The following is a 22,489-nucleotide window of genomic DNA, read 5'->3' on the forward strand; positions in this document are numbered from 1 at the left end:
TTCACGCGACTTCCATCGAGCGCCCCTTGTCTTTGGCACCTGGCGCCTTCTGAGGAGGACCACCCTGAATCTGCGGCGGAGGAATAGGTGGCGGAAGTGCCAAGTCCCTGGCGCATATCACCGCGGAGGGCATGCAATTGGCATAGATGGCCGTCAGGACGGGATTGAACACCTCGCTCGGCAACACGTTCGTCTGAGACCACTGGCTGGCCAGTTGCTTGGCCTCGCCGTCCCAAACGACTCTGCCCTCGATCTTGATCATTCCAACGCCCATGTAGTTGACAGTGAATCTGAAATCGAATTGGGCATCTCTGTCCGAAATCGCACTAACGCTTGTCACGGCTGTGTTCTGATCAACCCTGAGATGAGGTATCCTCTCGCCTAGCTTGGAGTACCTCTTGGCATCTATGGAAACGAGTTCGAACGACTTGATGGGCATGAAGCAGAACCTCTGCGGTCAGCTCTAAGAGCATCTAGCCAATTTAAACTATCCCACGCACAGAAATGAGTGCAACGGGAACTCCTGAGCGACGAAATCATATGAGAGATCGAGGTGCCGTGGGCCGGACTCGAACCAGCGACTTCAAGATCTTCAGTCTTGCACTCTCCCAGCTGAGTTACCACGGCATCCGTGAGCAGATTGGCAGTTACGCACAACCCTATATTAAACCTTGGCGAGCGGCACTTCGTCACGGTCTGCCCGGGAGGGCTTGGCCCGAGCATTCATTGAGGCGGCAGTCTTCGAACATTCGTCGCTGCGAGTAGTGTGCTCTCTCCGGGCGAAGTCTTCTGTCGTTTTCTCCACAATCCACATGCATTTTTGTGCGATACCAGAAACGACAGTTTTAAATATGTTCCAGTAGCTGATTAGGTTACTTCGAAACACCTGTTTGGTGGTCTGATGAACTTGTCCCCCCAGCACGCGAGCTATTGTGCAGACTCGACCGGCAACCGGATCAAGAAATCACCGCGGTGGGACAACGGCGAGGGCGTGGCCTCCACAATCGGAACAATCATGTCGCTCCTCGTTTTCTTGACGGCCTTTGGGATGTTCACGAACCAGTTCGTGCCCGTATGGATGAGCGACAACGAGAGCAGCCACATGTCAACGGTCATCCAGCAGTTCACGACGCTCAAGTCGTCCGTGGACATCAGCATCTCTTACAACTCAAACAGCAGGATAGCACCTACGCCAGTGTTCGTGCCGATCACTTTGAGCTCGGCAGGCATCCCCGTGTTTGCCGCCCCCACCGCGGGGATACTGCGATACATTCCCGAAGCGATCAATCAGAGGCCTATGTTCAACATCACCTATAGTTACATTTCCCCAACTGGCACGCCGAACACCTTGAGCTCGAGCAACGATGGGCACTCAGGCGGCTCGCTAGACCTCTACTGTCCCAACAGATACTTTGTCGAGCAGCACTTGGTCTACGAATCGGGCGCAGTGATCCTCAACCAAAGCGATGGTGAATTCATCATTGCCGGGCCGCAGTTCTCAGTCAGGAACGTTGGGACTGCCAGCTCCCCGGAGATTGTGGTAATGTTGACCCAGATCTCGCTCCAGGGCCTGAACAAGACCATCGGAGGCACTGGCTCCAAGGGAGTCACTGCGGACCTGCTATATGCGGACACGACGGCATACGAGAACAGTGCAGGATCTCAGGTTACCATCACAATCGTCTCGAACCACGGCTATGCATGGTATGAGTACTTCCTGAGCAGGCTGGACGGCACGGCCGACATGACAATAGGTAACGGGTTCACCCTGACGAAGGCACTTCTCCCATTCCCCCCATCCCCCAACAGAATGAACAACTACTACGTGGTCACCCTGACAATAGACAATGTACATATTCTGGACTACACGCATGCCATCGTGAAGCTCTCGATAGGGGAGCTCGGAGTATAGGAGTGATCTCATGGCTGAAGCTCAACCAAAGGTAAAACACGAAATCGATGTCAAGGCCCCGCCGATGCCACTTGGCGCCAGGATATATCAGGGCTGGGTGGGAGCTGTGAGCAAACTGAAGTCGTCCCCTATCGAGATCAGGGCTCCGAGAGGCGCGGCCGCACGGAAACGCGACTGGAGCCACGGTAGGGGTTCAGTGTACACCAAGATACCGCCGATCACCGACACCGCCATTCAAGAGATCGGGTTCTACAGCGTGGTCGAGCCGTTCAGTTACACAAGAGCGACATACAACAGCACGATCAGCGAGTACATCCTGACCAACATAGAGCCCACCCTGACCGAGGACGAGGAGGAGCTCCTCAAACTCATCAAGGAGACCCTTGAGAAGACCCTCGAGTACGAATGGGACAAGCTGGCCGTGATGGACAACAAGACATTCCTGGAGAGGAGCGTGGACAGTTTCATCAAGTCCAGAGGCATGAGCATCGAGCCGATCTCCAAGGACAAGATCACGTACTTCATCTCGAGGGACTTTGTGGGCTACGGGAAGATCGACGCCCTGATGAACGACAAGAACATCGAGGACGTTTCGTGCGATGGCGTGGGAATCCCGCTGTTCGTGTTCCACAACAAGTTCGAATCCATCAAGACGAACGTGTCGTTCGAAGACGAGGACGACCTCAACTCGTTCGTGATAAACCTTGGCCAGAGATGCGGCAAACAGCTGTCCGTCTCGAACCCGATACTGGACGGCACGACACCCGAAGGGCATAGAGTCCAAGCGACATACGCAAGGGAGGTCACGACCAGGGGCGCGTCGTTCACGATAAGACGGTTCAAGGAGAAGCCCTTCACTCCCGTCGAGCTAATCAAATACGGAACGGCGTCACCCGAGATCGTTGCGTACTTGTGGCTCAGCGTTGAGCACGGCGAATCCGCAATAATATGTGGTGGGACTGCCAGCGGCAAGACGGCGACACTGAACGCAATGGCCCTATTCATACCGCCAGGCGCCAAGGTCGTCACCATGGAGGATACGAGGGAGATCAATCTGCCGCATGAGAACTGGATCCCCGGTACGACAAGGTCCGGCGTTGGTGAGCGTGGCCCGGACGGCAAGGCCGCAGGAGAGATCGACATGTACGACCTCGTCAGGGCGGCGTTGAGGCAGAGGCCAAACTACATCATCGTCGGTGAGGTCAGAGGCAAGGAGACATACACGATGTTCCAGGCGATGGCGACCGGGCACACGACGTTCTCCACGATGCACGCTGACAGCGTTAAAGGAATGGTCAACAGGCTCGAGAACCCGCCCATCAACTGTCCCAGGATACTTCTCACGGCCCTAAGGAACGTCATCATCCAGACCCATGCGAGAGTCGGGATGGGCATGGTCAGGCGGATCAAGCAGCTCATTGAGATCGTCGGTTTCGAGCCCGAGACGAACGAGCTCATAAGCAACACCGTCTACGAGTGGGACCAGGCGTCTGACAAGTTCATATTCAAAGGCCACAGCTTCCTTTTCGACAAGATCATGGAGATGAAGAACCTGACCCACGAGGAGCTCACGCAGGAGTTCGAGCGCAGGGTCGACATCGTGAAGTACATGGTCGCGAAGGATATTGCGGACCACCGCGAAATATGGGGTCTGATCAGGGAGTATTACAAAGACCCCAAGGCCACCGCGGAGATGGTCCGCAAGGAGCTCCACGGGGCGGCTCCCAGACCCGCGCAGGTAGTAGTTTCCGGAGGTGAGGCAACTGCCTGAAATATCCGACGTCTTCAAGCAGGTCGAGGTCAAACCTTCTCAGTACCTCAAGACCTCGATCGCGCAGACGGGCGAGAGGCTCGGCCCGCATGCTGTAAGACTCACGAAGGGCGCTGTTCCCGAGTACATCAAACTCTCGCCGTTCCAAGACCTCGCGTGGAGGACGATGGGCAAGTACGCCAAGACGAGGACAGCCCAGCTGCAGCAGCTGGATGACTCGCTCCTGAAGGCCCACATGAAGATCAGGCCAGAGGAGTACCTGGCATATGTGTTGATGGGCACGCTCGTCTCAGCTATCATAGGCGTGGCAATCGGCATAGGCGTCGGTGTTGTCCTGTTCGGCCTCCTGGGCGTGAGCGTGGTTCTCAGAGTCGTGGTGGCGGCCCTCGCGATTGGCCTGCTACCGATAATGGCATACATGATGTTGCTCGGCTCCCCGCATTCGAAGGCGAAGAGACGCGGAAGAGACATAGAGAAGAGGATCGCCGCCGCCATGAGCTTCATCTCGGCGATGGCGTCGGCCGATGTCAACATCGATGTCATATTCAAGGAGCTGTCAAGGCAGAAGGTCTACGGAGAGATAAGCCAGGAGGCCGCGTGGATCACCAGGGACACCGAGCTGCTGGGGTCTGATATCCTTACGGCCATCAAGAAGGCTGCAAAGAGGTCCCCGTCCTCGAAGTTCCAGGACTTCCTTCAAGGCGTCATCACCACATCGACATCCGGCGGACAGCTGAAGCCGTATTTCCTGCTCAAGGCCGAGGAGTACCAGAAAGAGAACAAGCTTGCCCTCAAGTCCCAGATGGAGACCCTGGGTATGCTCGCGGAGTCGTTCGTGACCGTCGTCGTCGCGTTCCCCCTGTTCCTTGTGCTCATCCTGGCGATCATGGCCATCGTCGGCGGGGGAGACCCCCAATTCATGGTCATGATGCTCTATCTGATAGTGCTCGGGATGATCCCTGTGTCACAGTTCGGTTTCATATTCGTCATCTGGAACATGTCAAAGGAGAGTGCGATGTAGATGCCGCCTCAGAAAGCCATGAATGAGCAGGAGAGGGAGAAAGCCCTCAAACGGATACTGGCAACTGACAAGGTGGACCTGACGAAGACCCTCCTGGGCGCTTCGATGGGTGTGGCCGCGCTGTTCATATTCATGGCAATCGTGGACAACATGGGAAGCCTGAAACTCCCACTAGACCCGATCGACTGGATCATCTTCGCAATCGCGGCGATCATCGGCCCGTACGGATTCTACGCGACCACCAGGGAGAAGCGCGTTAGGGAGATCGAGACGAGGCTGCCTGACTTCCTGAGAGATGTCGCAGAGGCCGGCAGATTCGGCATGACTCTCGCGAACGCAATAGTCGTCGCATCGTCCGGAAGGTATGGTCGGCTGACACCAGAGATCACGAGGATGGCCGCGCAGATCGAGTGGGGCGTGCCCGCCTCCGAGGCCATCAGGCTTTTCTCCGAGAGGGTCAAGACGCCTCTGGTCACAAGAATGGCGTCCATCATCATGAAGGCCAACGACGCAGGCGGCAATGTCGCCGATGTGCTGAGCATGGTCTCGCACGACGCAAAGGACACCATCCTGACACAGGAGGAGAGAGGCGTTACGATGCAGACCTACGTCCTGGTCGTATACATCGCCTTCTTCGTGTTCATCGCCACCATCCTGATCCTGCAGGGCCAGTTCCTTCCGAAGATGGAACAGGCAGGCAAGCAGGTCAGCGAGCAGGCGGAGAAGCAGGGCCTGGGGGAGATACCGGGTGTGAGCATTCAGGTTGACATCATCCCTACGGTCTCGTTCATCTTCCTGCTGTCTGTGGTCGTACACGCGATAGGTGACGGTCTGCTGGCGGGAGTCATAGCGAATGGGAGCATACCGATAGGCATGAGGCACAGCTTCATAATGCTGATCGCAGGGTTCGTATCATTGAGGGTCATCGGGTGAGTAAAGATGACAGAGACTGAACAGCCCAAGATGCAAGTTGAACCTGGAACCGAGGAACCGAATGAGAAGAAGAAGGGCCCAGGCTTCATGTCGGCGTACTACAACTTCCTGCTGAAGATCAAACCGAAGCCCTTGATGATCGCCCTCCCCAAGAGCGAGACCGGCACGGACATGTCGAGGATAACGGACATCCCCAAGATTTCCGAGCCGAACGTGGACGAGGTGGAGCTACTTCCGATCAAACAGAACTACGTCTACGTGAGGATCAAGTATGACAACAAGTCCAACGAGTACCTTTACGAGGTCATCGAGCCGAAGCTGTCCGAGGACGAACGGGATGTCCTGACGCTCCTGAAGGAGACCCTGGTCGCTTCTGTCGAGAAGATGACCGAGACGGTAGCCGAAGAGAAAGAGAAGTACCTCAGGAGGATAGTCGAGAGGCTCATGGTTCAGCTCGGGGTAACGCTCCACCCGATCTCGAAGGAGAGGGTGACTTACTACATCATCAGGGACTTCATCGGATACGGTGTGATCAACGCGATGATGTCAGACCCGAACGTGGAGGACTGCTCATGCGACGGCGTCGATGTCCCATTCTACATATACCACAGGAAGTACGGCTCGATCAGGTCAAACCTGAGATTCGTCAAGGAGGTGGAGCTGGACGGATATGTCGTCTGGCTGGCCCAGAAGTGCGGCAAGCACATCTCTGTGGCGAGCCCGCTGCTCGATGCAACGATCCCGGACGGTTCCAGACTGCAGGCGACCCTCGGTAGGCACGTGACAAAGAGAGGATCCTCGTTCACCATCAGGCGGTTCAAGGAGAACCCGTTCACGCCCCTCGACCTGCTCAAGTTCAAGACAATGAGCACGGAGATGATGGCGTATCTATGGATCTCGATCGAGCACGGCCAGTCGATGCTCGTCTGCGGAGGCACTGCGAGCGGCAAGACTACTACCCTCAACGCGATCCTGCTTTTCATCCCGCCTCAGATGAAGATCGTCTCCATCGAAGACACCAGGGAGCTCAACCTGCCCCACGAGAACTGGGTCCCGGGCCTCACGAGGGAAGGGTTCGGAGGCAAGAGCCACATCACTGGCAGGGCGTCAGGCGAGATAGACATGTTCGATCTCCTCACATCAGCCATGAGACAGAGGCCACAGTACCTGATGGTCGGTGAGGTCAGAGGCAAGGAGGCATACGTCGTCTTCCAGGCCATGGCCACCGGCAAGACCTGCTACTCAACCTTCCACGCGGAGGACGTCCAGGCGATGGTGCACAGGATGGAGAACGACCCGATCAACCTGCCAAGGGCGCTTATCACGGCACTGAACATCGTCCTACTCCAGGCACAGGTCAAGGTCGGCACCAAGATGACCAGGCGTGTGAAATCTCTTACTGAGATCGTTGGCATCGACCCTGAGACGAACGAGCTCATCACCAACTCGGTCTACACATGGAATCCCGCGGATGACAGCTTCAACTACAGCGGCCACAGCTACGTTTACGAGAAGGTCAGGATGGCCAGGAACTGGGCCCCGAGAGAGATGGAGAGGGAGATCAAGAGGCGTGTGGACATCCTGGAGTACATGAAGAAGATCGGGATGGACAACCACAGGAAGGTCGCAACGATCATCTCTGCATATTACAAGGACCCCGAGAAGGTCATGAAGGAAGTGAGGGCAAAGCTGGCTGAGGGCGCGGAGAAGCTCTGAGTTTGTTGATTCTGAGTATCTTCAAGACTGGGGGCGTAATCCGATTCGGGGCTATGCTCTTGTTCACGACCAGGATTTCCTGCCAGGGGACGATGCTTCCCACCGCGCGCTCGAGCGACCAGTCTAATACTGACCGGCTGCATTCACCATCGCAGGCAGACTGGACGAAGGCCCACGTGGGCTCCTTTGGCTCTCTATTTGTTCTGGGGACCGCTCGTGATATGGGGCATTTTCGTTGCCGCCTTGATTCTGGTGGGATCTCCGATCCGGGTTAGGGTCAATGTGATGTGTGTTGCGGGGGCGGTACTCGGGATTGCTGCTGTGACTGCCGGATGGGACTTCAATACTAACACCACCTTGTGGGAGAGCTCCATGGGACTGTGGTACTTCATCATAGCATCATAGCTCGCCTTGTTGACGCCTCTCTAGCCGGCCTAGGACGGGCGCTCAGCCTAGCAATCGATCTGAACTTCGCCCACCTGTACGGATATGATATCTCAGGTGACGGGTATATGATCGCCTTCGTCTCCGCGGCGACAGTGATCCTCAGAATGGCGCTCCCGGTCTTTGTGGGACACCGGGGAGACTGGTTTCAGATGACGATTCGTGATCGACTGCTGACCGTTCGAGCGAGGGGGCTGCACCTGACCGGGAAGCCATCGACCTAGGGCCCTGCCAGAACAAAGGGAAATGAAAAGCGTATAAGGGGTTTACTGGGTTTGGAGGCTCGAAAGGACTACTGGTTCTCGTCCTCTTCGCCTGACCCGGTCTCTTTCTCCTCGCCGCTCACGGGCGTCTTGATGATCTTCTTGGGCACGACCTTTCGGTCTATCGGCCTTCTGATGACCATCCTGGGCGCCATTGCCGGAGGCACCTGCTGAGCCTGTGTGCCGCCTCTCTCCTCCGTCAGAGGCGCCCCCTCGACCGCCCTCTCCTCGGGCGGCGCCGCGGGTGGCAGGCCCTTCTTTGGCGGTGCTACTGCTGGCTTGACCGCCCCGAACACGGTGCCGCACTTGTGGCACACGTTCGCTTCCTTCGGGTTCAGCGTGCCACAGACCGGGCACGGGACCGGGCCCTCCTTCTTCTTCTCCTCTTCCCTGGCGAGCCAGTCGTCGAAGCTGATGTACCCAGGCTGCGCCATCCACCAGGCCTCGAATGCCTTCTCGCTGAACTTCTTGCCTAGCTCGGGCTTCGCGAGCTCGCGGTACTTGGAGACGATCTCATCGTACTCCTTCCTCATGCGCTCGAGGTAGTCGGCCTCCACTTCGGTCTCGCCCGCGAACTTCACGCCACAGTTCGGGCACTCGGTCGATTCAGCAGGTATCCACGCGCCGCACTCGGAGCACTTCATCGTGCCAGCTTCGAACTCGACACCACACTTCGGGCATCTCTTGCTCGCGGCCGGTATGAACGCGCCGCACTCGCCGCACTCCACGAGTTTACCAAGACCATATATATAAGTGTACACGGTGAAGCCAGCAACAACGCCAACAACAGCGACGATGATGAGTACCCAGACCCACCACGGGAACAATCCGCCCGAGACTTGTGCGCTCACATGGATCGTGGTCGCGCTGTCATAATCGGAGTCGAGGATCACGGCCCTGACGGTGTATGTACCAGTGTCAAGAGATGGCGGTATTCTCAGGAGGACGATTATGCTTCCGTCCAGGCTCGTCGTCTCAACGGTGCTGTTCGAGTCCGGCACAAGCTCGCCGGAAGAGTCGACCAGCCAGAACACAACTCCTGGCAGACTCTTGACAGGGTCACTCATGCCGGCGTAAGTCACCGTCGCACTGATGACCATCATATCGCCAGCATTGTATTCGGCGAAGTCACTAATGATCACCACATCGACTAGCAGCTGCGTTATGTTGAAGGGTGCTACAGCGAAGTTGTTGGCCTCGTTCGGCTCTGCTATCGATCCCGGCCCATCAAGCCAGACCCAGATCTCGTAAGCGCCTGGAGTTGTCAGGTTGATCGGCCACAGGACCGTGACCAGGAGCGTGTTCTCCGTCGCGTTCGAGGAGATGTTGTAGTTCGCTTTCGTGTGGATGGTGTGGTTATAGCCTGCGCCCCTGACGCCGATCTCCACCTGGAAGGCATCTACCCGCCTTCCTCCAAGGTCCCTGACAAGGGCTCGGACGTTGACCTGGTGACCGAATACATCGCTCGTTACGTTGGTCGTGCCGCGCTGCACATAGATGTCCGAAGACACGATGGACAGGTCCGGCCTGACATCGGTCACGGCAATGATGATAGTCTGCTCATTGTTCATGTAGTTCGTTTCCACTTGGTCATGGCCCTCGTTGACCCTCATCACTAGGGTCACATCAGTCCGAACCGTCACTGTCGGAGACGTGAAGGTCTGTGTCACCTCGAGAGATCCGCTAGCGGCCGAGAGAGACACGCCAGAGACATCCCAGGGTATCGGAGCTATCGACCCGCCGGCCCATGTGACATAGAGAACCAGGTTTGGATTGACGAACGGTGCTGCGTTCAGGTTCTGCAACTGCGCTCTTACCGTTACGGTCTCTCCTCCTGGCACAGCGATAGCTGGGGTCGTCTCGATTGAGGACAGCAGCAGATCTGGGTGGTCGTACACCATTATCTGGATGCTATCATGGTTGTTTAGAGGATCCATTTCCTCGTAACCGCCCATTAGAGTAGCCACAACCTCAATCGTGTGTTGCACTCCAGGATTCGCTGGATTCCATGGAACAGATGCCAATATGGATCCACCGGGCGTAATTCCCGTGATGTTGTCCGATCCGACGTACGCACCATCATCGAAGAAGTCGACCTGAACCAAGGTGCTCACGTTGTTTCCGTCATTGTAGATTCTCGCCTGTAGGTCGCACGCCGTCCCAACGATCACGAAGTCGATGGACGCCTTGATGGATGGATTGAGGGGTGATCCCGCACTGACCCTGATGTCCGGAAGGCTCTTGATGGTCAAGATGCCAGATGCGATCGCGGGCGTAGCATCATTTATCTCGCGGATCACGTTGAGCCTGTCTGCCACAACTAGGAATGTGTGACTGTTCGGGTCGACCTGCCCCGATGCGGTCCAGCTGGCACTCGCAACTCCGGACAAGCCTGCCATGATCACCGGTATGCTCGTCGTGGCGAACAGTTCGTTGTTATCTACATCTGGAATGCCATTCTTGTTGAAGTCGTCGAAGAACTCGACAGCAACTTTGTAGGCGCTCGCAACACCAGTGTTGTTTATCCTTCCATATATCCAAACAGTCTCCCCCATCCTCAGGTGCGTGATGGAGACGCCTGTTGCGTTTAAAGCCCAAACAGGTGTGTAACCCTGGTTCACGCTGAGGTCGCATAGAGCGGCTGGAATCGTCATTGTGGCATAGGTTGCGTTCCTGCCGAGCGGCTTCTCATAGGGCTTGACGCTCAGGGAGATTTCCGAATCTCCCGAAGAATTGTCAGCATAGTATGGCTGTCCCGCAACTGCAGGATATGTGTACGTAGCATTGACCCAGTAGTTCCCCACGAAGGTGGAACCGATGGAAGTCAGTCTCGTGCCAAGCGAATTGACCTTGGCAACTCCGAGTGATTCTGGCGCGGCGCTGCTCATCGCCCATCCGGCTGGGACCTGGCTGACATATGATCTTGTGGATACGTTCACGCCTGGCAGAGGCATTCCTGCCCCATCGAGGACAGTCACATGGATCCATCTGTAGATCAGTGCTACAGCGTCGTCAGTAACCTCGATTGCGGGTACACTCGTGTTCGTGAACCCTGCCTCAACACTACCGGAGAGTTCCGGTATCTGGCTAAGGTCAGAATCCTTGATGGAGATCTTCTTGGTCCATGAATCCCAGGCCGTCGTGATCTTGCCATCCATCACCACATTGGAGAACAATATGGTCGCGTTCTCTTCGATGACAATGTTCACGCCTTCCATAACGGAGTCAACGACCTCTAGTATCCCGTCTCCCCTGACAACAATGTTGATCGGATACTGGCTTGTGACTCTTGATTTCTGGAACAGCAGTTTCGCAGGGGAGGCGGCGGTTCCGTCGACATAGATCGTCTTCGTGTATGAGCCAGGCGGTACCAGCTGGAATACCGAGTTCGTGAAACTCAGTGTGCCTCCAGCGGCGACAATGACATCTCCTGCATGGTAGTATGTCATGTTCTTGATGTCAAGAGATGGAGGGACGACCAACCATCTGGAGGGATCAGGGCTGGGCGCAGAGAGACCTATTATCGAAACAGTGACATCGAAGCTCTGATCAGCGTGGGTCATGGCAGGGTAAGCGGGGAAGGAGAATGCCTCCGTAGATTTGAATGATCCATTTACTCCTGTGATGTCGTAGGAACCTACAAACCTCGAGTCCATTGATCCACTGCCTGTGATGATGTCGGTGAGATAGGGTATTGTGGCCTTTCCGTCACTCTTCGTCATCGAATAGGTCAAAGCCGTCTCACCCATATAGGCAAGAATCTCGGAAGGGGGCGTCGTTGACACACTCCTCGGAGCGTAGTATATTGCCTGCAGACCCTCTAACTCGGTCGCGCCAGTGAAGTTGGCTAAGACATTGGAGTTGGATGTGGGGACGCCGTATTCATCACCGATTGTTGTATTGAGCCATCTGTAGATGAAGGCGTCAGCTCCAACAGTGAACATTATCCAGATACGATCGAATTCGACGAAGCCTGCTCCAGGCCCATTCACGAATCTCATGTTCATGTTTCTGACATCGCCAACAGTCGCTATCGTCGACAACGGGAGATTGTAAAGTCTCTCAGTGCCTGGTGGATCGGTGTTGACAGGTACAATCGACGTATCAGAATACGCACTACCTTGCCTTGCCCACTGAACATGCGCCGTTCCGCTGTAAGCTGGGGCGACGGCATATGTCGCCACAAGCGTGGCTGAGCTTACTGGAAGGGCATCAGAAAGACCGCTCACGTCCCATGTGTCGATTTCGAGGGTTTGTGTCGGCAAGACCTGAATAGTCCCTCCATCCACAACCGCGAGGTTCGTCAAGGATCCCGAAGTACTATCAGCGAGCCCTCTCGTTAGGGGGACTGCTGGCGATGCACTAGCTCCAGATGCCATGATGGCTGGGGCTCTGTCGGCTAGGGCTCCCGTGTATGTCTGGAAACTAGCTCCGTAGAAGTATGCATGAGACATGTCGTTGATTACTATCGCATTATGCACATGCCAATCCGCCGCAACTCGAGTTGGTCCGAAATCGACGCTGATATAGCTGTTGACGGCCAGAAGCGTCGACTCACCGTTCAGGGTCAAATTGCTCGCGGACACGAGGTCAGTAGCATACTCAGGAAGGTCGAATATGGACGAATCATAGAGCTCCAGGGTCGAGTCGTTCAGGGTGATTGCAGGACCGTCATCGGCCGAGTCGAAGGTTATCGCGCCGCTCGATCCGATCACATACTGTGCGACCAGCGTCGGCGGGAGCGCCATGATCTCAGTGTCCGTCAGGCTGACGTTCGCGTCCGTTCTCAGGATGATGTTCCCTGGGAACATGAGCAACGAGTTGTTGGTCGCAATGAGCTTACCGCCATCCTGGACAGTGATGTTCAGGAACGGCCATGGGTTGATCTGGTCCAGGTAGGCAGTGATGGTACCATGGTCCAGGACGAGCTTGCCGCCCGCGAAGACAGTGATACTGTGCTTCAGGTTAGGATTGTTGTTGCTGATGATGCTCATGGTCGCGTCCCTGATGATCAGCTCTCCGCCGACTCGAACTTCGACATTGCCGTCGATCGGCTGTTCGATGTTCTCTATGGTATACGTTCCGTTCTGAACGATCAGGTCGCCCGCGGCGGCTCTCGTGGGCGTCATATCGGCCATGAACAGAAGGCCCGCGAAGGCGGAAATCACAAGACACACGACGGCCAAAGCACTCAACGTTCTATTGGCAACTAGCTTGTCAGCTTTGCCTTTCATAAAGTTCACCCACCCAGGATGCTGGGTACTGCGGGAAGAAGTAAGCAGGTCAGCCATATAAAAATGTATTTACCGCATTCTCATGTCGAGGAAGGGTTTTCCGGAGTGTCTGGCTAGACCACTTTCTTCTTCACGATTTTCTTGACGAAAATCTGAGGTTTCCTGAGCAAGCCCGACTTCTCGCCTTCATCTGCTGACTCTATCTTCTCTTCCAACTTCGCGAGCGCGTCCTTGATGTTCGCGCCACAGGCGTAGCACATGAGCGCATCCGTGCTCACCATAGTCTTGCAGTTGGGGCACGCGATCTCGTCCTCGGATGCTTCCTCCTCGGGGACTGTCTCGGGCTGGGCGACCTCCTCCTCCCTGATCTTCTGACCACAGGCGTAGCACATGACCGCGTCCTTGCTTATGACCGTCCTGCAGTTCGGGCACTGCATCTCGTCCTCGCTCAGGTTGGCAGGCGCCTCGGACTCTTCCGTCCTGACCGGCGGGACGAGGAAACCTTTCGCGAGCATATCCTTCTGCTTGTCCAGGAGCTTACGAGCGTCCTCTGACAGTTTCTCTCGGTCTCTCCTGATGGTCTCTTCCTCCTCAGCGAGAGACCTCTCTCTCGCAACGAGAGCGTCGCGTCGGGACGTTATCTGCTCGAGCAACCTCTGAGCCTCCTCCTCCGACTTCTTGAGGAGCTCTTCCCGGTCAAGGAGGCTCTTGCGCCTGTCGGAAAGCTCTGACTGATGCTTGCTGATGTCCGCCAGTTGGTCCTGGGCGTCCTTCTCCCTTGCCTCAGCCGCGTTCATGGTGGCCTTGGCGGTCGCTTCCAACTTGGACATCTCAGCGCTCTTCCCCTCGACCTGTGATGCCTTCTCCTGAACGGCGGTCTCGCGCTTCTTCAGTTCTTCTGACTTCTGGTCGAGCGAGGATTCCTTCTGTCTCATGGAATCCTCCTTCTCTCTCAGACGCTGCTCGAGGGTGTCGAGCTCGGACTTCTGCTTCTGGACATCCTCAGTCTGGGCCTTCAGCTCGAGGTCCCTCTTTCTGACCTCTGCCTCCTGCGTCTTGAGCCTCTTGACGGCATCTTCTATGATGTCCGAGATAGTCGGGTCCTTCTGGTCCTTCTGGTCCTCTGGCATGGTTCATCCCTTGGGGAGTCTCGACGCTGGTTCTCTAACGGGACTGCGGATTGCGAACGCACACATATAGGTTGTGTAATACTACAAAGTTTTGATTGGCTCAGGCCCTGACCCTCAGGGCGCGCTGAGCAATGGCCCGAGCACCTGAATGCCGTTCCTGCCCACCTCGATCGCGTGTCTCTCCATTGAGTGCTCCGCAGCCCGCATCTTCTCAACCTGGAGGAACCTCATGAGCTTTCCGCGCTGCCTGTCGAGTCCAAGGTGCATTATGCCGTCCGCCAGGAAACCCTCGTTGCCGAGCAGCTGCGACTCGCCAGTGAGCGAGCGCTCCATGATGATGAACGCAGTCAGGTTGTTGTCCCTGAGCATCTTGAAGAAATAGAACATCTTCTTCCTCATGTCCTGGACGTTCTCCATGAGGGAGTACAGAGCACCCAATGAGTCGAGCACGAATATCGAGAACTTGTCTCCGTGGGTCTTCCTGAACCTCTGGATCATCTTCTCGATGAACAGGACGTAGTCGGTCTGCGCATCCTGGCCTATGACCTCGTCGATCTGGTCGATCTCCCTAAGGTCCGTCAGGTCGGAGATCTGCATCTTCATGGAAAGCTTCGCCCCGATGCTCTCCATGTTCTTCAGGTGGCTGTCGGCCGTCTCCTCGAGTGTGGCGTACAGCCCGAATTCGTTCTTGTCCCTCAGGTACTGGGACATGAGGGTGTAGCAGAAGGTTGTCTTCATCGATCCCGGAGGACCTGTGACGAGTATCACCTTGGGCCTGTCCACGTCGTTCTTGAAGACCTTTTCCAAGCCTGGTATAGAATCCTTGAACACTAGTGAGCCCTCCTGAGCGACGGGGCTGTGGTCTGATGCTTGGGGTTTTCAATGCCATCTGGTCTATTAAATCTTTCCGGGCCGTTATCAGAATTGAAACGATGGCCAGTCAGTCGAGCTGGGGCTCATCCCTCGTCATTCCCGGAGTCATCATCTGACCCGTCTGACTCCTCGTCCTTCCCGTCGCCCTCGTCTTCGTCCCCGTTCTCGTCGACTATGTCTCCGTTCGGAGTGGGACAGCTCGTGAGCGTCCTGCTCGCGACCGCGCGCTCCTCCTCGCTGAGGCCTATCAGGCGCGCGACCGCGCTGATCTTGTCCTTCTCTTTGAGCTTCATGACCCTCACGCCCATCGTGGCCCTCCCCTGCAGGCTGATGCCCTGCACTGGCATCCTGATGACCATGCCGTGGACGCTCGTTACAATCAGCTCGTTGTCATCCTCGACGGTCTTGACCGTGATGACGTCCCCGTTCCTGCCGCCGGTCTTGATCGTGATGACGCCCTTGCCACCCCTGTGGATCTTTCTGTAGTCCTCGACGAGCGACCGCTTTCCGTAGCCGTTCTCGGTGACGGTGAGAAGATGGTCCTTGGGATCCACCACGGCCATGCTGACGACCTCGTCGCCCTTCCTGAGCCTTATCCCTCTGACGCCGTATGTTGCCCTGCCGGTCGGGCGCACATCCGTCTCCGCGAACCTCGCGGCCAGGCCCTTCCTCGTCGCCAGGATGACCTCCTTGGAGCCGTCGGTGATGGTCGTGTCGACGACCTCGTCGCCATCGTCGAGCTTGATCGCGATTATGCCGCTCTGCCTGACATGGGAGTATGCCGAGAGCCGCGTCTTCTTGATGGTTCCGTTCTTCGTCGCGAACACGAGGTAGTGGTCGTCCGTGAACAGCTTGACGGGTATGGTGTTGACGACCTTCTCGCCGTCCTCGAGGTGCTCGAGCAGGTTCACGACCGGTTTGCCCTTGGCGTGTCTCCCGCCGACGGGTATCTTGTAGGCCTTGAGCCAGTAGACCCTGCCGTGGTTCGTGATGTACATTACATAGTCGTGGGAACTTGTTATGAACAGGTCGACGACATAGTCCTCCTCCTTCGTCTCCATGCCCATCAGGCCTACGCCTCCGCGCTTCTGCGACTCGTATGTTTCCAGCGGCAGGCGTTTGATGTATCCAGTCTGGCTGATCGTGACCACGACATCCTCGACTGGTATGAGGTCCTCGATGTCCAGGTCCAAGGCGTTCGCCTCGATGGTCGTCCGCCTCTCGTCCCCGAACTCCTCCTTGACTTCGGCCAACTCCGACTTGATGATCCCTAGGATCTTCTTCTCATCCTTCAAGATAGATTTGTACTCGTCTATGAGCTTCTTCGTCGCATTGGCCTCGTCCCGGACAGCCTGCATCTCCATGCCCGTGAGCCTCTGGAGCTGCATCTCGAGTATGGCCTTGGTCTGTTCCTCGGACAGGAGGTACTTGGCAATGAGCGCGTTCCTGGCCTCCTCCCTCGTCTTCGCCTTGCGAATGATCCTGATGACCTCGTCCAGATGGTCCAGTGCTATCATGAGGCCGGCCAGGATGTGCGCTCTCTTCTCCGCCTCTCTGAGCATGTGCTCCGTCCGCCTCTTAACCACATCGAATCTGTGCTCGATGTAGTACTCGAGCATCTCTTTGAGCGAGAGCGTCTTGGGCTGGTTGTTCACCAGCGCGATGTTGATGATTCCGAAGGTCGTCTGGAGCTGGGAGTGAGCGAAGAGCTGGTTGAGCACTACCTCCTCGATCGCATCCCTCTTCAGCTCGATCACGACTCTGAGGCCTTCCTTGTCCGACTCGTCCCTCAGATCCGATATCCCCTCGATGGCCTTCGACTTGACCATCTCGGCGATCGCCTCGAGCAGCGAGGACTTGTTGACCATGTACGGTATCTCCGTAACGATCACAGTGGCCCTGCCGGTGTCCTCATCGTGCTCGACGGTGTACCTGGCCCTTACCCGAATCCTGCCCTTTCCGGAGGCGTACGCCTCGTAGATGCCTTGGGCGCCGTAGATGATGCCTCCCGTCGGGAAGTCCGGGCCCTTGACGACCTCCATCAGGTCCTTGAGCTCGGTGTCCTCGCCCTTGATCTGCCGGTCTATCATGAGCGCGACAGCGTCCACGATCTCGTTCAGGTTGTGGGGCGGGATGTTCGTTGCCATGCCGACGGCGATCCCCTGGGAGCCGTTCACGAGTAGGTTCGGGAACTTCGCAGGAAGCACCAGAGGCTCCTTCAGAGTCCCGTCGAAGTTGGGAGCGAAGTCCACCGTCTCCTCGTCGACGTCCCTGAGCATCTCAGCAGCGATCGCCGAGAGCCTGCATTCCGTGTACCTCATCGCAGCTGCAGAGTCGCCGTCCACGCTGCCGAAGTTGCCCTGTCCGTCTATGAGCGGGTATCGCATCGAGAAGACCTGGGCCATGCGCACCAGGGTGTCGTAGATCGCGAGGTCGCCATGCGGATGGAACTTGCCCAGGACCTCTCCTACGACCCTTGCGGCCTTCTTGTGGCCCTTGTTGTGCGCGAGGCCCATCTCGTTCATGGCGAACAGAATGCGCCTGTGGACAGGTTTCAGGCCGTCGCTGACATCGGGCAGAGCTCGACCAATGATGACGCTCATGGCGTAGTCGATGTACGACTTCTTCATCTCGGTCTCGATCGGCCGTATGATAAGTCTGGCGGCTATTGGTTGCTGTTCTCCCTCGGGTGCCTCTTCCATCCACTACCACCTACACATCCAAGAACTCCACTTCCTTTGCGTGGTCGTGGATGAACTGTCGGCGAGGCTCAACGGCATCGCCCATAAGAATCGTGAACAGCTCATCGGCCTCCACGGCGTCCTCGATCGTGACACGCTTCAGGGTCCGTGACTTGATGTCCATTGTCGTGACTCTGAGCTGCTCCGGGTTCATCTCGCCCAGGCCTTTGTACCTCTGTATGTCCACTCCGTCGCCCAGCTCCTGGACGACCTCCGAGAGCTCCTTGTCGCTGAACAAGTACTTCTCGGTCTTGCCCTTCTTGGCCCTGTACAATGGAGGCTGGGCGATGTAAATGTAGCCGTGGTCGATCATCGGCCTCATGTACCTGAAGAAGAAAGTCAGAAGCAGCGTTCTTATGTGCGCCCCGTCGACGTCTCCATCGGTCATGATGCATACCCTGTGATACCTCGCTTTCGCGATGTTCATATCGGCGTCGATGCCCGTGCCCAGAGCTGTGATGATGGTCCTTATCTCCGCGTTCTTCAGCATCTTGTCCAGTCTTGCCTTCTCCACGTTCAGGATCTTGCCCCTCAAAGGTAGGATCGCCTGGAAGGTCCTGTCCCTGGCCTGCTTCGCGCTCCCGCCTGCCGAGTCACCCTCTACAAGGAAGAGTTCGCACTTGGTCGGGTCCTTCTCAGAACAATCTGAGAGTTTGCCTGGGAGGTTGCCGACATCTAGCAGGCCCTTCCTCCTCGTCAGCTCCCTTGCCTTCCTCGCGGCCTCCCTGGCCTGGGCGGCAATGATCGCCTTGCTGATGCAGGTCTGGGCCACCTTCGGGTTCTCTTCCAGGTATTCGAACAGTTTCTCGTTCACGGCCGACTCGACTATGCCCCTGACATCGCTGTTGCCAAGCTTCGTCTTCGTCTGGCCCTCGAACTGCGGCTCCGGGAGCTTGACGCTCAGGATGGCGGTCAGGCCCTCCCTGACGTCTTCTCCGCTCAGGGAATCGTTGTTGCCACCCTTCAGGAAGCCGTTCTTCTTGGCGTAGTCGTTGAGAGTCCTGGTCAGAGCGGCCCTGAAGCCCACAAGATGCGTCCCTCCCTCAGTCGTATTGATGTTGTTGGCGAATGTGTGAATGTTCTCCGCGTAGCTGTCCGTGTACTGCATGCCAACCTCGACCTGCATGCCGTTCCGGTCCACATTGACATATATCGGCTTCTCGTGCAGGCAGGTCTTGCTCCTGTTGATGAACTGGACGTACTCGACGATGCCTCCGTCGAACTTGTAGGAATTCGACTGGTTCGTCTTTGGTTCCGATATCGTGATCTTCAGGCCTTTGTTGAGAAAAGCGAACTCTCGCATCCTGCCAGACAGGGTCTCGTAGTTGAACTCGGTGCTCTCGAATATCTGAGCATCCGGTTTGAACCGGATGGTAGTGCCCGAACCCGGGGCCTCACCGTCGACCTTGATCGGACTTGCGGGCACGCCACGCTCGTACCTCTGGAAATGGATCTTGCCTTGCCTCTTAATCCTGACCTCAAGCCATTCTGAGAGCGCATTGACGACGCTCAGACCGACCCCGTGGAGGCCGCCCGATACCTTGTAGGTCTTCCTGTCGAACTTGCCACCTGAGTGCAGCTTGGTAAGAACGAGTTCGAGGGCATCCTGCTTGTACTTCTTGTGCATGCCTATCGGAATGCCTCTGCCATCGTCCTCCACAGTGACGCTGCCATCATCGTTCAGAACGACCGTGATGACCGTGCAGAAACCGGCCATGGCCTCGTCGATGCTGTTGTCGACCACTTCGTAGACAAGGTGATGAAGGCCGTGAAAATCTGTGCTGCCGATGTACATGCTCGGACGCTTTCGAACCGCTTCCAACCCCTCTAGAACCTGGATGTTCTCCGCATCGTACGCACTATCTTCCATGAGATTTTGACCCCTATGAGACAGGCTCAAACACCGAATCTTTCTGCGCGCATCCCATCCTTCTTTCGGCGCTTTATTTGGCCTTCAATTTCATCAACAGATTGCGTGTATATAAATGCTTTGAGAATACCGTCTGGCTGCATGCAGGAACCCCCCTTCGTTTCTACTGCAATTTTCCGTCGATTTCACTCCATGATTTCCATGAGAAATGTCGGCACTTGACGACAAGACGACTCTGGCCTGTTTGGCGACGGAGGGAAGGCATTGGAGACTGGTGAGACAAGTTCGTCACGGTGGTTGAAATAAGACGCGAACTCAGTCAGACTGGACCGACACAAATCATCACCGGTCAATGAAAGGATTTATACCGATGAGGCAATCTGTAGCTCCGAACCTGGATGAAAGCTGGTCGAAAGAGCCCTTTTCCACAGGAAATGAAGGGGGTTTCGAAGAAAGAAGGAATCGAGCCAGACAAGTTGAAGGCCCTTGTCCGAGCAGGAAAGGTCGTAATCCCTTCGAACCCCGCTCATAAGAAGCTAGTCCCTTGCGCAATAGGCGAAGGTCTCAGGGTGAAGATCAACGCAAACATCGGCACCTCAAGGGACTACATAGATGTCGACGAGGAGCTCAGGAAGGTAAGGGTGGCCGTCAAATACGGTGCGGACGCGATCATGGACCTGAGCACAGGAGGCAAAATACGCCAGATAAGGAGAAAGATCATCGCGGCATCCACAGTGCCCGTTGGCACCGTACCTATCTACGAGGCGGTGTGCAAGACCTCAGGGAAGGGTGGCCCTGTCAACATGACTAGCGACGACCTCTTCAAGACGATAGAGGAGCACGCCAAGGATGGTGTGGACTTCATGACCGTCCACTGTGGAGTCACGAAGCTAACGGCCGGGTCGCTAGTGAAGCACAAACGAGTCACGGGGGTCGTGTCAAGAGGTGGAGCGCTACTAGTGGCCTGGATGCACCAGAACGGGAAGGAGAACCCGCTCTTCGAGGATTATGATTACCTGCTCGAGTTGGCCAAGGAGCACGAGTTCGCCCTGAGCCTCGGCGACGGCCTGAGGCCTGGGAGCATTGCCGATGCGACAGATGTCCCGCAACTCCACGAGCTCATCGTTCTTGGAAAACTCGTGGAGCGGGCGAGAGAGGCAGGCGTCCAAGCGATGGTCGAGGGGCCAGGACATGTCCCTCTCAACCAGATCGAAGCGAATGTGAGGATCGAGAAGGCCGTGTGCAAGGGAGCACCGTTCTATGTTCTCGGACCTCTGGTGTGCGATGTCGGCGCAGGCTACGATCATATCACTGGAGCGATAGGAGGAGCGTTGGCAGCGTACTTCGGAGCCGACTTCCTGTGCTATGTCACGCCGTCTGAACACCTGTCTCTGCCAACCGTGGAAGATGTAAAGGAGGGTGTGATCGCAAGCAGGATCGCGGCCCATGCGGCCGACCTGGCCAGAGGTCGAGACACTTCTTGGGATAGGGAGATGTCTGCTGCGAGGAAAGCCTTCGACTGGGAGAGGATGTTCGAACTGTCTCTCGACCCTGAGAAGACCAAGGAACTCTGGATGAGGCGGAGATCGCACAGCCCGAAGGTTTGCTCCATGTGCGGAGACCTGTGCGCGATGAAGATGGTCGACAAGCTGCTCGGCGAATGAGACTCGTCAGAAGAAGAGTCCCAGCGGCATTCGCATGACCATGCCGACCACCAGATAGATGATTCCAGCAGCAATGGCTGCCAGAATGCAGGACATCGCGGCCTCGCCTGTCGATATGTCGTTCGCAACGCTGACTGCCTTGCTTGTGACCCAGAGCAGCCAGATCAGTCCGATCAATGCTACCACGAGGAGCACCGCTCCTGCTGCGATTGCCTGGTTGAGCTCGTCACTCGTCCAATCCTGGACCCTGGTCAAGTCGAGACCCCTGAAGCCAGTCGTGAACAGCAAGAGGAGCACCATGCTGAGGAGGACATAGCCTGGATAGGCGTACCCAGTGAGCATCAGGGTGGCGCTACGCTCTCCCCTGCCACCGAAGACATCCTTCGCCACGAGCGCGGTTGTGACTCCGAAGATCAGGAATGCCAGCAATGACACCATCCAGCTGACGAATCCCTGGAACGCCAGCTCGAACGCGTCCCCCCTGCTGTAACCGAGCACCTGTTCCATATCTGCAGTCACCAGCAGGCTGATGACTGAGGAGATGATTGAGAACAGGACGACTATGACGAGCGCCCTCTGCAGGTTGGTAGATCGATATAAAGAGGAGAAGGCCTTTGTCGGAGAGAAGCTGATGCGCAATAGGTCCGAGAAATCCAACCTTGGCGCGTGCTTCGGCTGCATGTAGAGTCCTGGGTAGTGGCTCATATGAACATGCGGATGTATCGGGGATTGGAAGTCCGCCGGGGGGATCTGAGGAACAAAACGCTCCGGCAGCTGCTGCTTGATGCTCGTCCCGCATCTCGGGCAGATGGTCACGCCTGTGCCATCCCCCAACGCCTGCAAATATCCCGAAGACTGAAGGCCGCATGACGGACACGACATACTGTGGACGTACACCACAGACTCGGGCATCATAA

General features: G+C 56.5%; 14 protein-coding genes and 1 tRNA gene. 7 read left to right on the plus strand and 8 right to left on the minus strand.

Annotated features, from left to right (window positions below):
* Window position 1 precedes the first annotated feature (1 nt).
* Window positions 2-439, minus strand: coding sequence for a hypothetical protein (locus tag KJ653_03835; GenBank protein ID MBU0684963.1), 438 nt, complete (start codon window positions 437-439; stop codon window positions 2-4).
* A gap of 115 nt (window positions 440-554) precedes the next feature.
* A tRNA-Phe gene (locus KJ653_03840) sits at window positions 555-627 on the minus strand.
* A gap of 274 nt (window positions 628-901) precedes the next feature.
* Between KJ653_03840 and KJ653_03845 the strand changes: the two genes are divergently transcribed.
* From KJ653_03845 to KJ653_03870, 6 genes are all read left to right on the plus strand, one after another.
* A complete protein-coding gene (locus KJ653_03845; protein ID MBU0684964.1) occupies window positions 902-1,912 on the plus strand; it encodes a hypothetical protein in 1,011 nt (336 codons plus the stop codon).
* Window positions 1,913-1,976: 64 nt separating this feature from the next.
* The gene (locus KJ653_03850) at window positions 1,977-3,683 is read left to right on the plus strand and encodes a type II/IV secretion system ATPase subunit (protein MBU0684965.1); all 1,707 of its coding nucleotides are present in this window, start codon (window positions 1,977-1,979) and stop codon (window positions 3,681-3,683) included.
* Window positions 3,684-3,849: 166 nt separating this feature from the next.
* Window positions 3,850-4,704: a type II secretion system F family protein gene (locus KJ653_03855; protein MBU0684966.1), complete on the plus strand. Its 855-nt coding sequence runs from the start codon at window positions 3,850-3,852 to the stop codon at window positions 4,702-4,704.
* Window positions 4,705-5,637 (plus strand): type II secretion system F family protein, encoded by a 933-nt coding sequence (locus KJ653_03860; GenBank protein ID MBU0684967.1) that lies wholly within the window; start codon window positions 4,705-4,707, stop codon window positions 5,635-5,637. It begins immediately after the preceding gene.
* 87 nt (window positions 5,638-5,724) lie between these two features.
* Window positions 5,725-7,353: a type II/IV secretion system ATPase subunit gene (locus KJ653_03865; protein ID MBU0684968.1), complete on the plus strand. Its 1,629-nt coding sequence runs from the start codon at window positions 5,725-5,727 to the stop codon at window positions 7,351-7,353.
* Between the two features lie 380 nt (window positions 7,354-7,733).
* Entirely contained in the window at window positions 7,734-8,021 is a 288-nt protein-coding gene (locus KJ653_03870) for a hypothetical protein (GenBank protein ID MBU0684969.1), read from the plus strand.
* Between the two features lie 68 nt (window positions 8,022-8,089).
* Here the strand turns inward: KJ653_03870 and KJ653_03875 are convergent, their stop codons facing one another.
* The 5 genes from KJ653_03875 to gyrB all read right to left on the minus strand — a co-directional run bounded on the left by KJ653_03875 (window position 8,090) and on the right by gyrB (window position 19,908).
* Window positions 8,090-13,294 (minus strand): hypothetical protein, encoded by a 5,205-nt coding sequence (locus tag KJ653_03875; protein MBU0684970.1) that lies wholly within the window; start codon window positions 13,292-13,294, stop codon window positions 8,090-8,092.
* Between the two features lie 113 nt (window positions 13,295-13,407).
* Window positions 13,408-14,424: a zinc ribbon domain-containing protein gene (locus tag KJ653_03880; protein ID MBU0684971.1), complete on the minus strand. Its 1,017-nt coding sequence runs from the start codon at window positions 14,422-14,424 to the stop codon at window positions 13,408-13,410.
* A 114-nt stretch (window positions 14,425-14,538) separates the two neighbouring features.
* Window positions 14,539-15,255 carry an AAA family ATPase gene (locus KJ653_03885; protein ID MBU0684972.1) on the minus strand — a complete coding sequence of 239 codons (717 nt, stop codon included), beginning with the start codon at window positions 15,253-15,255 and terminating at the stop codon, window positions 14,539-14,541.
* Window positions 15,256-15,380: 125 nt separating this feature from the next.
* A complete protein-coding gene (gene gyrA, locus KJ653_03890) occupies window positions 15,381-17,999 on the minus strand; it encodes a DNA gyrase subunit A (GenBank protein ID MBU0684973.1) in 2,619 nt (872 codons plus the stop codon).
* Between the two features lie 10 nt (window positions 18,000-18,009).
* Window positions 18,010-19,908: a DNA topoisomerase (ATP-hydrolyzing) subunit B gene (gene gyrB / locus KJ653_03895; GenBank protein ID MBU0684974.1), complete on the minus strand. Its 1,899-nt coding sequence runs from the start codon at window positions 19,906-19,908 to the stop codon at window positions 18,010-18,012.
* Window positions 19,909-20,306: 398 nt separating this feature from the next.
* Here gyrB and thiC point away from each other — a divergent pair, with 398 nt between their 5' ends.
* Complete coding sequence (gene thiC / locus KJ653_03900) at window positions 20,307-21,572, plus strand: phosphomethylpyrimidine synthase ThiC (GenBank protein ID MBU0684975.1); 1,266 nt, start codon at window positions 20,307-20,309, stop codon at window positions 21,570-21,572.
* Window positions 21,573-21,578: 6 nt separating this feature from the next.
* On the opposite strand, the gene KJ653_03905 is transcribed toward thiC, so the two are convergent.
* Complete coding sequence (locus KJ653_03905) at window positions 21,579-22,406, minus strand: YIP1 family protein (protein ID MBU0684976.1); 828 nt, start codon at window positions 22,404-22,406, stop codon at window positions 21,579-21,581.
* Window positions 22,407-22,489 lie beyond the last annotated feature (83 nt).

Source organism: Candidatus Thermoplasmatota archaeon, assembly GCA_018814355.1.
In the GTDB taxonomy this organism is placed as follows: Archaea; Thermoplasmatota; Thermoplasmata; order UBA10834; family UBA10834; genus COMBO-56-21.

What these genes read in the sequence shown, in the direction of transcription:
- KJ653_03835 (MBU0684963.1), bottom strand. Translation starts at nt 439, where the DNA reads ATGCCCATCAAGTCGTTCGAACTCGTTTCCATAGATGCCAAGAGGTAC.
- KJ653_03845 (MBU0684964.1), top strand. Translation starts at nt 902, where the DNA reads ATGAACTTGTCCCCCCAGCACGCGAGCTATTGTGCAGACTCGACCGGC.
- KJ653_03850 (MBU0684965.1), top strand. Translation starts at nt 1,977, where the DNA reads ATGCCACTTGGCGCCAGGATATATCAGGGCTGGGTGGGAGCTGTGAGC.
- KJ653_03855 (MBU0684966.1), top strand. Translation starts at nt 3,850, where the DNA reads ATGGGCAAGTACGCCAAGACGAGGACAGCCCAGCTGCAGCAGCTGGAT.
- KJ653_03860 (MBU0684967.1), top strand. Translation starts at nt 4,705, where the DNA reads ATGCCGCCTCAGAAAGCCATGAATGAGCAGGAGAGGGAGAAAGCCCTC.
- KJ653_03865 (MBU0684968.1), top strand. Translation starts at nt 5,725, where the DNA reads ATGTCGGCGTACTACAACTTCCTGCTGAAGATCAAACCGAAGCCCTTG.
- KJ653_03875 (MBU0684970.1), bottom strand. Translation starts at nt 13,294, where the DNA reads ATGAAAGGCAAAGCTGACAAGCTAGTTGCCAATAGAACGTTGAGTGCT.
- KJ653_03880 (MBU0684971.1), bottom strand. Translation starts at nt 14,424, where the DNA reads ATGCCAGAGGACCAGAAGGACCAGAAGGACCCGACTATCTCGGACATC.
- gyrA (MBU0684973.1), bottom strand. Translation starts at nt 17,999, where the DNA reads ATGGAAGAGGCACCCGAGGGAGAACAGCAACCAATAGCCGCCAGACTT.
- gyrB (MBU0684974.1), bottom strand. Translation starts at nt 19,908, where the DNA reads ATGGAAGATAGTGCGTACGATGCGGAGAACATCCAGGTTCTAGAGGGG.
- thiC (MBU0684975.1), top strand. Translation starts at nt 20,307, where the DNA reads ATGAAAGCTGGTCGAAAGAGCCCTTTTCCACAGGAAATGAAGGGGGTT.